13 protein-coding genes are annotated in these 15,120 nt (G+C 55.1%); 4 read left to right on the forward strand and 9 right to left on the reverse strand.

Annotated elements, in window-relative coordinates:
• Window positions 1-5: 5 nt before the first annotated feature.
• Complete coding sequence (locus CSQ89_RS05025) at window positions 6-1,781, reverse strand: cellulase family glycosylhydrolase (protein ID WP_143747049.1); 1,776 nt, start codon at window positions 1,779-1,781, stop codon at window positions 6-8.
• A 474-nt stretch (window positions 1,782-2,255) separates the two neighbouring features.
• On the opposite strand from CSQ89_RS05025, the gene CSQ89_RS05030 reads away from it, so the two are divergent.
• Window positions 2,256-3,641, forward strand: coding sequence for an FAD-binding oxidoreductase (locus CSQ89_RS05030; protein ID WP_099405093.1), 1,386 nt, complete (start codon window positions 2,256-2,258; stop codon window positions 3,639-3,641).
• A gap of 16 nt (window positions 3,642-3,657) precedes the next feature.
• Here CSQ89_RS05030 and CSQ89_RS05035 read toward each other — a convergent pair whose 3' ends face one another.
• Both CSQ89_RS05035 and CSQ89_RS05040 read right to left on the reverse strand, forming a co-directional pair.
• Window positions 3,658-4,299 (reverse strand): response regulator, encoded by a 642-nt coding sequence (locus tag CSQ89_RS05035; RefSeq protein ID WP_099405094.1) that lies wholly within the window; start codon window positions 4,297-4,299, stop codon window positions 3,658-3,660.
• The gene (locus CSQ89_RS05040; protein ID WP_233202966.1) at window positions 4,296-5,615 is read right to left on the reverse strand and encodes a cache domain-containing protein; all 1,320 of its coding nucleotides are present in this window, start codon (window positions 5,613-5,615) and stop codon (window positions 4,296-4,298) included. Before CSQ89_RS05040 ends, CSQ89_RS05035 begins: the two co-directional genes overlap by 4 nt.
• A gap of 211 nt (window positions 5,616-5,826) precedes the next feature.
• Here CSQ89_RS05040 and CSQ89_RS05045 point away from each other — a divergent pair, with 211 nt between their 5' ends.
• The 3 genes from CSQ89_RS05045 to CSQ89_RS05055 all read left to right on the forward strand — a co-directional run bounded on the left by CSQ89_RS05045 (window position 5,827) and on the right by CSQ89_RS05055 (window position 9,428).
• Complete coding sequence (locus CSQ89_RS05045) at window positions 5,827-7,887, forward strand: carbon starvation CstA family protein (RefSeq protein ID WP_099405095.1); 2,061 nt, start codon at window positions 5,827-5,829, stop codon at window positions 7,885-7,887.
• A 2-nt stretch (window positions 7,888-7,889) separates the two neighbouring features.
• Window positions 7,890-8,084 carry a YbdD/YjiX family protein gene (locus CSQ89_RS05050; RefSeq protein ID WP_099405096.1) on the forward strand — a complete coding sequence of 65 codons (195 nt, stop codon included), beginning with the start codon at window positions 7,890-7,892 and terminating at the stop codon, window positions 8,082-8,084.
• Window positions 8,085-8,348: 264 nt separating this feature from the next.
• A complete protein-coding gene (locus tag CSQ89_RS05055; RefSeq protein WP_099405097.1) occupies window positions 8,349-9,428 on the forward strand; it encodes a CobW family GTP-binding protein in 1,080 nt (359 codons plus the stop codon).
• Between the two features lie 40 nt (window positions 9,429-9,468).
• On the opposite strand, the gene hemN is transcribed toward CSQ89_RS05055, so the two are convergent.
• The 6 genes from hemN to CSQ89_RS05085 all read right to left on the reverse strand — a co-directional run bounded on the left by hemN (window position 9,469) and on the right by CSQ89_RS05085 (window position 15,110).
• Window positions 9,469-10,905, reverse strand: a complete 1,437-nt coding sequence (gene hemN, locus CSQ89_RS05060) for an oxygen-independent coproporphyrinogen III oxidase (protein ID WP_099405098.1) — start codon at window positions 10,903-10,905, stop codon at window positions 9,469-9,471.
• A 365-nt stretch (window positions 10,906-11,270) separates the two neighbouring features.
• Window positions 11,271-11,573 carry an HU family DNA-binding protein gene (locus CSQ89_RS05065; RefSeq protein WP_099405099.1) on the reverse strand — a complete coding sequence of 101 codons (303 nt, stop codon included), beginning with the start codon at window positions 11,571-11,573 and terminating at the stop codon, window positions 11,271-11,273.
• Window positions 11,574-12,474: 901 nt separating this feature from the next.
• The gene (locus CSQ89_RS22845; protein WP_099405100.1) at window positions 12,475-12,657 is read right to left on the reverse strand and encodes a type VI secretion system Vgr family protein; all 183 of its coding nucleotides are present in this window, start codon (window positions 12,655-12,657) and stop codon (window positions 12,475-12,477) included.
• A gap of 52 nt (window positions 12,658-12,709) precedes the next feature.
• A complete protein-coding gene (locus CSQ89_RS05075; protein WP_099405101.1) occupies window positions 12,710-13,000 on the reverse strand; it encodes a hypothetical protein in 291 nt (96 codons plus the stop codon).
• Window positions 12,985-13,821 carry an aminodeoxychorismate lyase gene (gene pabC / locus CSQ89_RS05080; RefSeq protein ID WP_099405102.1) on the reverse strand — a complete coding sequence of 279 codons (837 nt, stop codon included), beginning with the start codon at window positions 13,819-13,821 and terminating at the stop codon, window positions 12,985-12,987. The genes CSQ89_RS05075 and pabC overlap by 16 nt, the downstream gene beginning before the upstream one ends.
• Entirely contained in the window at window positions 13,818-15,110 is a 1,293-nt protein-coding gene (locus tag CSQ89_RS05085) for an aminodeoxychorismate synthase component I (protein WP_099405103.1), read from the reverse strand. Before CSQ89_RS05085 ends, pabC begins: the two co-directional genes overlap by 4 nt.
• Window positions 15,111-15,120: the final 10 nt, after the last annotated feature.

The raw sequence follows: 15,120 nt of genomic DNA on the forward strand, positions 1-15,120 counted from the left end.
GATAGTCAATTGCGAATTGCCTTGTCGGTAATGGCAATGGTGCGCATTGCATCAAAGCGGGCTGGGAGGAAGACTTCCGTCGGGGCATCACTTTTACGCCCCTGCCAAACCAACAGCGCAAATTCGTGGCCTCGTAACCATTCCTTGTCGTCCAGCTTCAGCATCGCCCAGTCGAGCACTTTGCTGTCGGCGTCTTTTGCCAACGCGTTGAAGTGGAATTGCACAATATCGCCCTGGGCACGGCGCGGATAGATGCGTTCGATATTGGCTTGGTCGATGTTGTAAACCGGCTTATCCGCCACATAGCGCACGACGGAATAGTCCTCATCATTCCAGGCATCAGCGGTGGTTTTTATCTTGGCTGGGTTGCTGTTCATCGCCTCATGATGCTGGCCGTAGTAGCGGTCCCACTGCCATTGGGTGCTCGACAATGCAGGCGCATAAACATCAATAAAACGATCCTTGCTATGCCCATTCGTCGTCACCTCCAGACCTTGGTAGATAGCCTTAATGGTACGGTTGGTGTCTTTACGGCCACTCTGCCCCAGAATCATGCCGAATTCGCTAACGAAAGTGGGCGACTGCCAATGCCGCGATTCTTCGCGGATTTCCTCGAAATGGGTGAGATAGGCACCATTATTGACCGCGCGTAAATCCGTCCCTTGCCGCCCGCCATCGTAGAAATGCGGTGTAAACACGAATCGGCCGCCGGCTGGCGATTGCAAATACCTGCCCCCCGTTGCGGGGGCAAAAATGCCAACGGTGCTATTCCAAAATACCAGGGGCTCAGCAAACACCAGCTTGTCCGCCCAACCAGCCGCATCCATCGCTTGCCGGACACGTTCGTAAAAAGGCCATAGCTTGCGATTGTCCCATTCCCGGGCAGACAACCCTTCCATACCGCCATCCACTGGCTCGTTAAGCGGGTCCAGCCCCAACACCTTGTCGTATACCTGCGCCGGTAGTCGGCTACGCAGATAACGCATGCCTTCTGTTATCTGCCACAGGTAACTATCCTGCACCTTACGCCACCCAGCAGAGGTATTGACCGGCGCATTGTTCCAGAAATTACGAAAGCCGCGCCGTACCGCTTCATCCGTCATATTGTGCTGCGCCCAGCTAACGCAAACGATGCCGCAATATTCCGCTGGATAATTACCGCCGCTGATAATCCATTTGGGCGCGCCATTACCGGTATGCCAGGAGTTCGCATTGAACAAGTGGCGGGAATATAGATCCTGGTGGTAGTCGATCAATACATGCATGCCACGCTCGGTAGCAGCTTCGATCTGCTGCGCGATGTCGTCAAGGTAGGCTGTATCGATGCGGTCGGGCTCGGGATGAATTGCTTCCCACGCCACCAGCAGCCGAACCACATTCGCGCCGCTTTTGGCACGTAGATCACTTAACCCGCTACGCGCATCTTCCAGTGTTCGAAAAGGCTTGAAACCGCTCTCTGCCAATTTGGTGGAACCCGATACGTTCCAACCGCGAAAGACAGCCTCACGGCCCAATCCATCACGGAAAATCGCATCTTTGTAAGTACGCCCCCCAACGCGTATCTGCTTGGTATCGGTATGGATTTGATGCGCAGCTGGTGATTGTTCGACCGCTGCAATGTCATGGACCATCGCCAAGGCAATATTGCTGACCAATACCAACGAAATCAAGCCGCCCAATGAACTGAGGCATTTCGCCCATTGGCGTGTTCGGGCAGATGACTGAAGTACGGACTCTAAGAATAAGGTTGATGAACGACTAGGAAGTGTTGGCTGATGCACTACGTACTCCTCGTATTATTGTTTTTGCTCAAGGCTACCATGGCGACGTTACCCAGCAATCAGCCAAGAGGGAACGACCAAGTACACTAAGAGGTTGATTTAACTTCTTCCCGTAGGCAAATGCGCAACAGACAATAAGCACAGCAGCCCAAATTCCGAAAATTTCAGCTAGCCATTGCAGGCACTGTCAGCGTCAATGTCAATAACTGATGGCGGGGCTGATATGTTGTGGGCACGTTATCTGAAAAGAAAGCAGAACTGCACATCTGGAGCCTGACAGAATATCTTGCTGATATTCGATTGGTATGTTCAAGATGGCGCGAGCCAAGGCAGCGAGCTAGCCCTGGCTATGTAGATTACAATTTGATGTCTAATTGCAGTCCCCGTACCGCTATTCAGCATTAATGGTATGGGGAAATTATTTGGGCAATTTACCGTAATAAGTACTCACTGTTTGCCATTTAAGATTGTTTTATGCCGCATGCTCTCCTTGCCGAACTCGCCAACAGCTTGCCAGCTGAAGCATTGATTACTTCACCCACACGCCTTGCACCACGGTTGGTTGATGCACGCAAGCGCTTGCAAGGCCAGACCCTTGCATTGGCTTTGCCGGGCAGCGCGGAAGAAGCGGCGCAAATCATTGGCCGATGCCATGCACACGGTGTGTCTGTCGTGCCCCAGGCGGGTAATACTAGTCTTGTAGGTGGCGCTACACCGATGAGCCCTACCAGCTTGCTTCTGGGCTGCGACAGACTCAAGCAGGTCCGATACATCGATCCAACCGGGTATACGCTTACCGCGGAAGCAGGCTGCATTCTGGATGACATTCGTGCCGTAGCGGAAGTCGCCGGGCGATTGTTTCCGTTATGGCTAGGTTCTTCCGGCAGTGCCAGGCTTGGTGGTCTGATCGGTACCAATGCTGGCGGCTTGCAGGTTCAGCGCTATGGCAACACACGTGAGCTGGTTCTGGGTATTGAAGCTGTCTTACCCGATGGAAGCATCTTTAAGGGTTTGCACCCACTGCGTAAACGTAATGCCGGCTACGACCTGAAGCAGTTGTTTATCGGCGCAGAGGGCACCTTGGGATTTGTCACCGCAGCTACCCTGCGATTATTCCCCTTGGAGCGTGGCGCCGCAGTCGCCATGGTGGCATTGGATGATGCAGAACAGGTATTGGCATTGTTTGCTGAAGCCAAGGCAAACCTGGGGGAAGTACTGACTGCATTTGAGATGATAGACCGCGAATCGCTGAACCTGATGGCGCACCACCATTCCACCATTGCCCAGCCTTTTGATGTGCCACCACCCTTTGCGGTGCTCATTGCCTTAAGTGGCGGGGAAACCGACGCCGTGCTGATGGAGCGCCTTACCGAGTGTTTGCTGGCCAATGGCTACGAGGATGCAGCCCTGGCTCAGGATGGCAGCCAAGCCAAAGCGTTATGGGCACTACGTGAACATATCCCCTCAGCCCAAACCCGCCAGGGTCCCTCCATCAAGCACGACCTGGCGCTGCCCATCAGCGCTATTCCTGCTTTTGTTGCGGAAGCCGCCACCTTGCTGGCGCAACGATTACCCGCCGCCAAGCCGGTTGTGTTTGGCCACGTGGGCGATGGCAATCTGCATTACAACCTGAGCCTGCCTGTCAGTGAAGACTTTGCCACATCAGAAGCACTGGCCAATCAATTACTGTTTGACCTGGTGGCGCGCCATGGTGGGGATATCAGCGCCGAACATGGCATTGGCCGCTTGCGTATTGCAGCCGCAGATGCGGGCCACGACCCCGTCGAGCGGGCATTGATGCGGCAGATCAAGGCAAGTCTGGACCCAGACGGCTTCTTCAACCCTGGCGTACTACTTTAAATTCATAACCCGTCGCCTAATTGAGCCACCGCTGCTCTAACGCGTATTTCACCAAACCCGCCGCACTGTCGATGCCCAGTTTGCGCCGTATGCTCAACCGGTGCGTTTCTACCGTCCGCACACTGATCTCCAGCTGCTGGGCAATGGCTTTGTTCGACAGCCCTTTCGCCAGCAGTATCAACACTTCACGCTCACGCTCGGTCAAGCTGTACTCTGGGAAAGGTTGGGCCAGCAGCACATCGGCTACGGCAGCACTGTAGAAGGTGCCCCCCGCCGCCACAGCGTTGATTGCGGCAATGATTTCATGTGAACCCGCATCCTTGAGCACATAGCCCTTGGCGCCTGCGTGCATGGCGCTAATCACATATTCTGCGTTGTCGTACATGCTGAGTATCAATACACGAATACTAGGGAGACGCGCCAGCAGAAGCTCGGTCAGACATATACCATTCATGTCCTTCATGCCGATATCCACCAGCATCAAGTCAGGCAGCAATTGCTCGGCCATTTGCAATGTCTGCTCGCCACTACCCGCCTCTCCCACTACATCAATCTGTTCCACCGCCCCCAACCGAGCGCGCAGGCCATCCCTAACCAGCGGGTGATCATCCACCAGCATCAGGCGAATACGATAGGGAGCCGCTTTGGCAAAAATCATGGCGTTGCTTTCGGTATCACAGGCAGCGTTACCCGTAGGCACGTATGCCCAGTAGTAGAGGACAAGGTGAATTGACCAGCCAAGTGCTCAACCCGTTCACGGATATTACGCAAACCTATGCCACCAGCCCGCTCCATGTTGCGCGGGTCAAACCCACGGCCGTTGTCGATTATTTCCAGCCATACACCATCATTACGCTGCGCCAACTGGACCTTGATCTCACTTGCCCCTGCATGTCGCTCGATATTGGTAAAGGCTTCCTGGGCAATACGAAACAGCGCCACGGCTTGGTCATCTGGCACATCCAGCCTGCCCGTGGGCTTATCAACCTCGACCAGGATGCCGGTACGCTGTGCAAATTCGTTGGCTAATTGGACGATGGCAACCACTAACCCCAACGTGTCTAGAATAGAAGGACGTAAGCCATGCGAAATGCGCCGCACCTCGAAAATGCTTTCCGCCAAACCCGACAACCCCTTGCGTAAATCTGCCACGGCGCCCTCTCCGCCTGTTTCCAACTTGTGCTCGGCCAGTTCGAAATGGAACTGGGTTGAGACCAACACTTGGGAAATCCCATCATGCAGCTCGCGTGAAACGCGAGCACGTTCTTCTTCCTGTAAATTCACAATGCGCTGGGCCAGGACCTTAAGCTTATTGTCAGCCAAGCGATGCTCGGTGATATTGAGGGCCAAGCCGCCCGCAAAAACCAACAGCACCGCCACCAGCGCTATCCCGCCAAGATCAAGCAGGGACGCATGGACATTGACACGTGCACGCTCCCGCACCAGGGAAGTCGCCCGCTCAACATCATCCAAATAGATACCAGTGCCGATGACCCAGCCCCACCGTGGCAGCAACACTACATAGCTGAGTTTTTCGGTAAGTTGGCCGCTTGACGGTTTTTTCCAACCATAGCGCAGGTAACCATCGCCCTGCTGGGCGCTATCCAGCAGCGCACGAATCACGTACCGGCCCTGCGGATCGGTCAGATTCAACAGGCTATGCCCCACCAAATCGGGTTGGCGCGGATGCACCAGATTTCGGCCGCTGGTGTCATAAACGAAGAAATAACCATCGTCGCCATAATTAACCTTGGCTAGAATCGCCTTTGCCTGCGCCTGGCTTTGTGCTTCGTCACCACCTGCAGCGTATAACCGCTCAATGGAACTGAGTGCAAGCCCCAGGTAATGCTTCAACTCCGTCCGCTTGGCCGCCATAAAGTTCTCTTCAATCAGCGCAGCCTGCTGCTCTGCCAATTGTCCGGCACGGTATTTCACCAAAACCCCGACAGCGCTGATGGCCAGAAGCAATGGCAAAACGGTTAAAGCCAGGATTTTATATTTGAGTGTTATCAATTTTGCGGCACAGCACTACGTAGTAATGCGTATCTAAGATAAGTAGTACTGCGAATTCTAACCTAGTAAAAAAACGCGAATAGTAGAGCCCAAACTCGGCAGGCTGGACAATTTAACCTGGCACCGGACAAAACAGCGTCAAAAAAAGACTCATCGGCTTGGAGATTCCATCATGCATCACCTCTTGCACCACGCGATTTTCGGCGTTGTTGCGGCCATCGGTGCTTTTGCACTCGGCACCGTCGCCCTGCACCGCGGCGAATCGATCAATGCGCTGTGGATTGTTGTCGCGGCCGTTTCAGTCTACCTGATCGCCTATCGCTATTACGGTCTCTTCATCGCCAATAAGGTCATGAAGCTCGACCCAAAACGCGCTACGCCCGCAGTACGTAACAACGATGGGCTGGACTACGTACCTACCAACAAATATGTCCTGTTTGGCCATCACTTCGCCGCTATCGCCGGCGCAGGCCCATTGGTTGGCCCGGTATTGGCAGCACAGCTCGGCTATCTGCCCGGCATGCTGTGGATTCTGGCTGGCGTCGTGTTGGCGGGCGCAGTACAGGACTTCATGGTGCTGTTTATCTCTACCCGGCGCGATGGCCGCTCGCTGGGCGACCTCATTAAGTCCGAAATCGGTGACATCCCTGGTGTGATCGCCCTGTTTGGCACGTTCATGATCATGGTGATCATCCTCGCCGTACTTGCGCTGATCGTCGTGAAAGCCCTGGCCGAAAGCCCATGGGGTGCGTTCACTGTAGCCGCCACCATTCCCATTGCCCTCTTCATGGGCGTCTACACCCGCTACATACGGCCCGGCCGGATCGGCGAGATTTCCATCATCGGCTTTGTCTTGCTGATGCTGGCGATCTGGGGTGGCGGCCTTGTGGCAGCCAGCCCAGATTGGGGCCCGGCTTTCACCTTTACCGGGATACAGTTGACCTGGATGCTGATCGGCTACGGTTTTGTCGCCTCGGTATTACCAGTCTGGCTCCTATTAGCCCCGCGTGATTATCTCTCGACTTTCTTAAAGATCGGCACCATCGTCGGGCTCGCCATCGGTATTCTGCTAGTCGCACCCGAACTGAAGATGCCCGCCTTGACCAAGTTTATCGACGGCAGCGGCCCGGTCTGGGCAGGCAATATGTTCCCCTTCCTGTTCATCACCATCGCCTGCGGTGCGGTATCAGGCTTTCATGCCTTAATCGCATCCGGCACAACCCCCAAGCTGCTGGAAAACGAATCGCACATGCCATTCATTGGCTATGGCGGCATGTTGATGGAAAGCTTCGTCGCCATCATGGCCTTGGTAGCAGCATCCGTCATCGACCCAGGCATCTACTTCGTCATGAACAGCCCCGCGGCCGCCATTGGTACTACGGCCGAATCAGCCGCCACGGCGGTTTCCAATTTCGGGTTTCTGATCACGCCGGACATGATCACCCAAACCGCGAAGGACCTGGGCGAGCACAGCATTATCTCGCGTGCAGGGGGTGCTCCCACGCTGGCCGTGGGTATGGCGCAAATCCTGTCCAGCGTATTCGGCGGCACGACGATGATGGCTTTCTGGTATCACTTCGCCATTCTGTTCGAAGCGCTGTTCATCCTCACCGCCGTAGATGCCGGCACCCGCGCAGGCCGCTTCATGCTGCAAGACCTGCTGGGCACCTTCGTACCATCGCTCAAGCGTACTGAATCCTGGGTGGCCAGCCTTACGGCCACTGGCCTGTGCGTGGCAGCCTGGGGATACTTCCTGTACCAGGGCGTGGTCGACCCACTTGGTGGCATCAATACCCTGTGGCCCTTGTTCGGCATCGCCAACCAGATGCTGGCCAGCATCGCCCTCATGCTCGCTACCGTCGTATTGTTCAAACTCAAGCGCGAAAAGTACGCCTGGGTAACCATACTGCCGACTATCTGGCTGCTGATCTGTACCCTGACCGCAGGTTGGCTGAAGGTGTTCTCGGATAACCCCAAAGTCGGTTTCCTGGCACACGCCCATAAATACCAAGAGGCATTGGCAAAAGGCGAGGTGCTGGCCCCAGCCAAGAGCATGGCGCAGATGCAGCAGGTGGTCTTCAACGATTATGTTGATGCTGCATTGGCTTTTGGCTTCATCCTGCTGGTGGTCAGCATTCTGTTGTTTGGTATCCGCGCCTGCATCAAGGCTTATCGCGAAACCGACCCCACCGATAAAGAAACCCCGTTCCAAGCTGTACCCAATCAGGCTTGAATGTGTTCGACCAACTGAGCAAACTAGGTAAATATCTAGGGCAGGCTGCCAACCTGATGGTTGGCGTGCCGGACTACGAAGTCTATGTACAACATATGCGTCAGACTCACCCGGAACGCGAACCGATGAGTTACGAGGCATTTTTCCGCGAGCGCCAAGAGGCACGTTACGGCAAGGGGGCGGGCAAATGCTGTTAACCCGCAAAGTCATTTCAAAGTTTGCCAGCACCTGTTCAACGGTTGTAACAAGCAGCTTTAGCGGCAAGCGATGCTGTGCATAAGCGAATGCGTGAAGATAACGATATCTGTATCCCGTGAGTACTAACCTCTGGTAGCACGCACAGGTTCTCCTATCACAAACAGTATTCCAGCACTTGCGAACCCCGTTCAGCATCATCGTCCCAAACCTTGATATAGGCACTTAACTGGGCTCTACGACTTACATTTACCAGTGAAGACACCATGTCACCTATTCCTGTCACCCTTCTAACCGGCTTTCTCGGCGCCGGCAAAACGACACTGCTCAATCACATTCTGCAAGCAAGCCATGGCCATCAGATTGCAGTGATCGAGAATGAATTCGGCCCCGTCAATATCGACAGCACCCTGCTGATCGTATCGGCCACCGAAGTGGTTGAAATGAGCAATGGCTGCCTGTGCTGCACCATTCGCGGCGATTTGGCCAAAACTCTGCACACTTTGCAGCAGCGTAAAGAAGCCGGTGAGTTGCAATTCGAACGCGTGGTGATCGAAACAACCGGCTTGGCCGACCCCACACCGATTGCCCAGACCTTCTTTGCCTCGCCGGAACTGACAACATCCTACGTGCTTGATGCCGTCATCACCGTGATCGATGCATTGCATGGCCTACAGCAATTGGATGAGCACAGCGTAGCGCGTAGACAGGCTGGCTTTGCCGACAGGCTCTTGCTGTCAAAAACCGACCTGGTCAATGCAGCCCACGTAGAAATGCTCAGCACACGGCTGGCCACAATCAACTCAACCGCGCCACAATACAGGCTGATGCAAGGGAAAATCGACCTGGCCCTGCTGTTCGATGTACGCGGCTTTCATCTTGACGAAGATCTGCTGAATCGTCAGCCAGCCAGTCCTACCCGCCTGTATGCCCCGATACAGAGCAAACTACGCCGTATCGGCCAACCTGCTGCCGACAAGTCCTTCAACGACGACATCGCCGCCCTGCACTTGCAGCATGCTGGCCCGCTCGACCTGGGGCGGATCAGCGCATTCATGAACCAACTGATGACGCAATACGGAGGCGACCTATTGCGGCACAAAGGGGTACTCGCCATCGCCGGCGAACCCCGCCGGTTGATTTTCCAAGGCGTGCATAACATCGCCGGTTTTGACTACGGCCGAGACTGGGCGGAATCCCCACCGCGTTCAGACATCGTACTGATAGGTCGTGGGCTGCCCACTGAAGCGCTGCAAGCAGGTTTTGCCAACTGTATCGTGGTAGAACAGGCGGGGCGTGCCCCCTGTTCCTTCGTAAATGTCGGCAGATCCTCAGAAACCGTTTAATGTCTGCGCTTCGGTGATACGGCGTTGAACAGGTGCTTGATCACATCATCGAATAACGCATATGCGGCTGATCCTGGCGCAGATGACGGTCGAACAACATCGCGATATTGCGCACCAGCAACCGGCCGCGTGGCAATACCTGCAGATGCTGCTTGTCTAGGCTAAGTAGTCCCATACTGGCCATGCGTTCCAGCCCTGGTAGCTCAACGGCGAAGTAGTCGAGAAAATCCACCGCCCAGGCTCTGCCGAATGCAGCCAGATCTACTGCAAACTGGCACATAAGGCGTTGGATCAAGTCACGCCGCAACTTGTCATCATACTGAAGCTGCAGGCCCCTAAACAAAGGCAACCGCCCCGCCTCCAGCAGGGTGTAATACGCCTCGGTAGTACGCACGTTCTGGCTATAGCTGTCACCCAGCTTGCTGATGGCCGACACCCCAAAACCCAGCAAATCGATATCGGCACGGGTTGAGTAACCCTGGAAATTACGCTGCAAGGTCCCTGCCCGCTGCGCAATCGCCAGTTCATCATCGGGCAATGCGAAGTGATCCATGCCGATATACACATAGCCTGCCGCAGTCAGCTTATCGATGGCAAGGCTGAGGATATCGAGCTTGATATCGAACGACGGCAAATCACCACTGGCAATGCGCCGCTGCGGTTTGAAAAGCTGCGGTAAATGCGCATAGTTATAGATGGAAAGCCGGTCTGGTTGCGCCGCGATCACCTTGTCCAAGGTGGCGTCAAACCCGACCAGCGTTTGCTTGGGCAAGCCGTAGATAAGGTCAATGGAAACCGACCGGAAACCATGCGCGCGCGCCGCCTTCATGACCGCCAGGGTTTCCGCTTCGCTTTGTAGCCGGTTCACTGCCGCCTGTACGTCCGGGTCGAAATCCTGCACCCCCACGCTCATACGGTTAAAACCCAACCGCCCCAGCAGCGCTACCGTTTCCACCCCCACTTTGCGTGGGTCGATTTCAATCGAATATTCCCCTTGGGCATCAGGAGCAAACTCGAAATGGCTACGCAGCGTCGCCATCAGCCGACTCAATTGCGCATCAGACAGAAAAGTCGGCGTCCCCCCACCCAGATGCAACTGCACCACCTGCACCGACGGGCCTATCAGTGCCGCCTTTAGCGCTATTTCCCGCTCCAGATAGTCGAGATAGACCTCGGCCTTCGCTTTGTCCTTGGTAAGGATTTTGTTACAGGCGCAGTAGTAGCAAATGGTGTTGCAAAACGGGATATGCACATACAGCGACAAAGGCCGGCGTTGGTCTTGTTCGAAACATACACTAGCGACCTGGCGATATTCCTGTTCGCCAAAGGCTGGCTCAAACCGGTCGGCGGTGGGGTAGGAGGTATAGCGCGGGCCGGTGCCGGCCAATTTTTCGATCAGGCACTTGTCAAAACTAAGCGCCTGTACATCAAAGGCATCGTATTGCAGGGTTTGAGCGGACGGCAGACTGGCAAACATGGCTTGGGCACCCGAAACGTAACGTGCTCAGACTAAGCCTCCGGGCAGCGCACAACGTTGATGTGAATCAAGCCAAGTGCAGTTGAGGTAGGTCTTAATGCCTTATGGTGCAAACGTCCAACACCGCCACAATGAATGACGCCGGACCGGGCAAACCACTGCGATGGTCAACCCGATCCGGCGTTGTAACTGGTATTGCAAATTTCTTAATAATTTTTACCGACGAGCAAACCAAATCACACGGCTTAGCCCGGCGTACTGCGCACAGGGCGCATTCCCTCTCCATCTATTACGTACACCCTTATGCAGCGTTACTCACGCACCAAGAGGGCAAACGCAGGGGTGCAGGCGCCTGATACAGCTGCTTACTTTTTCTTACCCTTCTTAGCGGCCTTTTCAGCCACCCGAGCCTTGAAGGTCGCACCCGGAGTGAACTTGGGCACAGTGGTAGCTGCAATCTTCAGCTTTTCGCCGGTGCGTGGGTTCTTGCCTTCACGGGCATTACGCGCCAGCGGTTTGAATGTGCCAAAGCCGACCAGCGTCACGCTGTCGCCATCGGAAACCGCCTGGGACACAGCTTCCAGGAAAGCGTCCAAGCAGTTACCAGCAGCGACCTTGCTCAGGTTGGCCTTTTCGGCGATGACATCAATCAGTTCACTCTTGTTCATTGGTATGCCCCTCAATCCTCAGATGGTTGAAAACGACCGCCTACACCCCAGGCCGATCGAGTGCCAAGTCTACTCGAAGCAAATACGGTCTGGCGACGCGCAAAAGTAAGTCATGCGGCATATTTGCACCATAAAGCGAGCGGTACAGCCGGGTCACTTACCCCCGTCACCAGGGCCTTGCAGCTTGCAAACAAGCCGACTGATGGCAGGGAGCGCGCTATCTATATAGCTTGCGTATTGGAGAATGGCAGCCAGCAATCAACACAATGTGCAAAATTAAATACGGCTTGCAAGCTGTTGCAGTGGGCATCCACGCCTGAAATCGCGTGCAATACCCTATTCACATCATGCGGTTGCCATACGTACATACGCTCAAAAGCCCCACGGAAGCGGCTCTGAACCTCATACAGTGGTTTTCTCCAAAGCCGCACCGCCTTCCAATACCAAGCGCAACCTCATTACCCCACACGTAGTATCGGCACCACAAACAAGCGGATTGAATTTGAACGAAAAATTCGCCCAGCCCATCACCCAAATGGGCACGAAATGCGCTTTTAGCGCTGTCAAGCACCTACTGGTTATGAGCACGCGCCAAAAATGTCTAACGTAACGAGGCAAAACGGAGACACCGCGATAGGCGCAAGTACACTAAGAACCTGTCTAAAGTCTCGCGAGCTAGGGCAAGATAAGGCGGAAACAGTCGAGGAAGCGGAGTTTACGCGTGGTAAATGAGCATTCCGAGGGTGTTTTCAACGCCATATTGCCGACGCGCAGCAGACTTTAGACAGGTTCTAACGCCTGTTAAATGGGCAGATAAACCATTGGGTGTACAAGATGAGGACTGAGGATTGAAGCCTGCGGCAACATTTCCGGCCGATACACATAGCGCCAAGGCGGTTGATTATGCTTGAGCTTGTAGCTTATCCAGTACCCCCAGCAACGCGGGCAGGATGCGAGTATCGAAGTAACACAGTACCACTGCCATATTGTCGGGCAGCATGGCGTCGGTGCGCCGTTCCGCCACTTCACCCCGGAAGCTGCCCCGGTAATTGTCGGCACGGTGGATCAAATGCCCCAGGTTCAACTGGCTCTGGTGGCCTGCGTAGTAGCAACCTACCCCGCCCGGCGGCCTGCCATCATTTTTGTGGTTGTGACTGTGGTTGGGGTTGTTGGGGCAAACGCAGACAGTACTTGTCGTAGTTCTTTTCGATCAGCTTTTCTTTGGCGTCCATCTTGTCCCGATCCCACGGTTTGATGCGACCACCGGATTTGCGCTTTTCAATAATCTTCAATTCATCGACATATTTGTCACACCGGGTTTTTTCCTTACCTTCCAGGTGCTCGTACAGAATCGGTGAATACTTATCAGGCAACGCAGCCAAGACGGTGGAGGACAACAGTGCAAGTAGTATCAGGCGACTCGGCATAGGGTGCTCTCCAGAATTGATTGATTAACCACAGCAGCGTGCAAGCGCTGTGCAGTGGTGAAATTATGCCATTGGTGTGTACCACATTGGGCGACTGGTACAACACCAGCCAGACTATTGCTCAATAACACCGCATCTGCCAGGGCCAATGCTTCAACCGTAAAAGGTTGTTGCAGTGTTGGTATGCGCAACGTGACACTCGCTTCCAATACCAAATCACGCATCACGCCGGCGACACCACAATCTGCCAGCGGGTGGGTGTAGAGAATGCCGTCCTTCAGAAGATAGAGGTTGGTCATCACACCTTCCACCACCTCTGCACGGGCATTACTCATCAAGCCATCAAAAATAACCGTGTCGTCCCATTCACGCCGCGCCATCACTTGGTCAAGCCGGTTCAGATGCTTAACACCGGCAAGGCCGGCCTGGATGCTGAGCAGCCAATCGCATAGCCGAACATGTACACCCACGGTGTGCAGATCAGCCGGATACGTCGGCAGCACACCAATCTGCACAATACGGGTTGGATTGGCATTCGGGTCGCAAGCGTAGCCCCTGGCGCTTAATCCACGACTGATCGTGAGCTTGACCGCGGCATTTTCCGGCGCAAGCTGGGCCAGATCCGCCAGCAATATTGACTCTGCCGGGCAGCGGATGCCCAATGCTACGCAGTCCGCAGCCAGCTTGGCGTAGTGGCGCGGCCAGGCCAGCAAGCGTCCGGCATCGCACTTCAACGTACGGAATACGCCATCCCCATAGGCAAAACCACGATCACGTACAGCGATGTAATCGCCTGCTTGACCATTGACCAAGGTATTCATAGACCCAAGGCCCTTAGAAGGCCGCGCGCTTTGGCGCGAGTTTCATTCAGTTCGCGCTCGGGGTCGCTGTCCGCCACAATGCCAGCGCCCGCACGGAAGTAAAGTGCATCGCCATCCTGCACGAAGGTTCGGATAAGGATATTGAGATCGAGCGAGCCATCGAGGTTGATATAGCCAAGGCTGCCGGTATATGCCCGGCGCGGCCGGTCTTCCAGCTCGCGGATAATCTGCATGCAGCGCACCTTGGGGCAGCCGGTAATCGTGCCGCCAGGGAACAAGGCACGCACCACCTCGGCCACATTCTGCCCGGCCCGTATATCGCAACTGACGGTTGATTCGAGGTGATGCACATAGGTATAACTGGTCACCTCCATCAAGGCATCCACCTGTACCGTACCGGGGATGGCAAGCCGGCCCAGGTCATTGCGCTCCAGATCAATCAGCATGATGTGCTCGGCGCGCTCCTTCTTGGATGCTATCAGCCGGGCTTTCTGCGCTTCATCTTCCACCGGGTCGACTGAGCGTGGATGGGTCCCTGCAATGGGCCGGGTTTCCACATGGCCGTGCCGGTCTATCTTTACCAACCGCTCGGGTGAAGAACTGACAAGGGCCTGGCCATTACCCAGGTCCACATAAGCCGAGAATGGTGCAGGGTTGGCATGACGCAGCTGGGCGAAAAGGTCGAGCGGGCCAGCATCGTGCGCCAGCTTGGCATCCCACCCGCGCGAGAGATTGACCTGAAAAACATCGCCATCATAGATATAGTCCTTGCAGCGATGCGTTCCCTGCAAAAAGGCGGTCGGCTCGTCTTCACTCAGGCTTTCCAGCACGATAGGTTTGGATATAAACACAGGTGGCTTAGCCAGCAATACGCGCAATCGCTTCAGCTGCGCGGCACTTTCCGCTACGAGTTCAGTCTGGCCGGTATGGCGGTTATGTAAGATGGCCGCAGGGATACGCGCAAGCAACCCCAGCGGAAAACCGGCATCCTTTCTTGCCGGCACTGTGTGCTCCAACGTCTCCAACCATTCATACCCCAGGTAGGTGAACCACCCGCCGGTAAAAGGCAAGCCAGTGGATTCAAGCTTAGGCGCTACCGAAATTTTTGTAAGATCGGCAAAGAGCGCGGCCCCTTCATCCGCCCCATATAAACGGACGGACTCCGGTAGCGCAAACAGAATGTCCCAGCCGGTATCGCCCGCCGACTGAAGCAGGTAGGGAAACTCAGCCGGGTAGGCTGCTGCCAGCGCCAGAAGATCGGGCGGCTGAGCAAGTGATAGGGTGGGCATCGAAACACCA

This window comes from Chitinimonas sp. BJB300 (assembly GCF_002735695.1).
GTDB lineage: Bacteria > Pseudomonadota > Gammaproteobacteria > Burkholderiales > Chitinimonadaceae > Chitinimonas.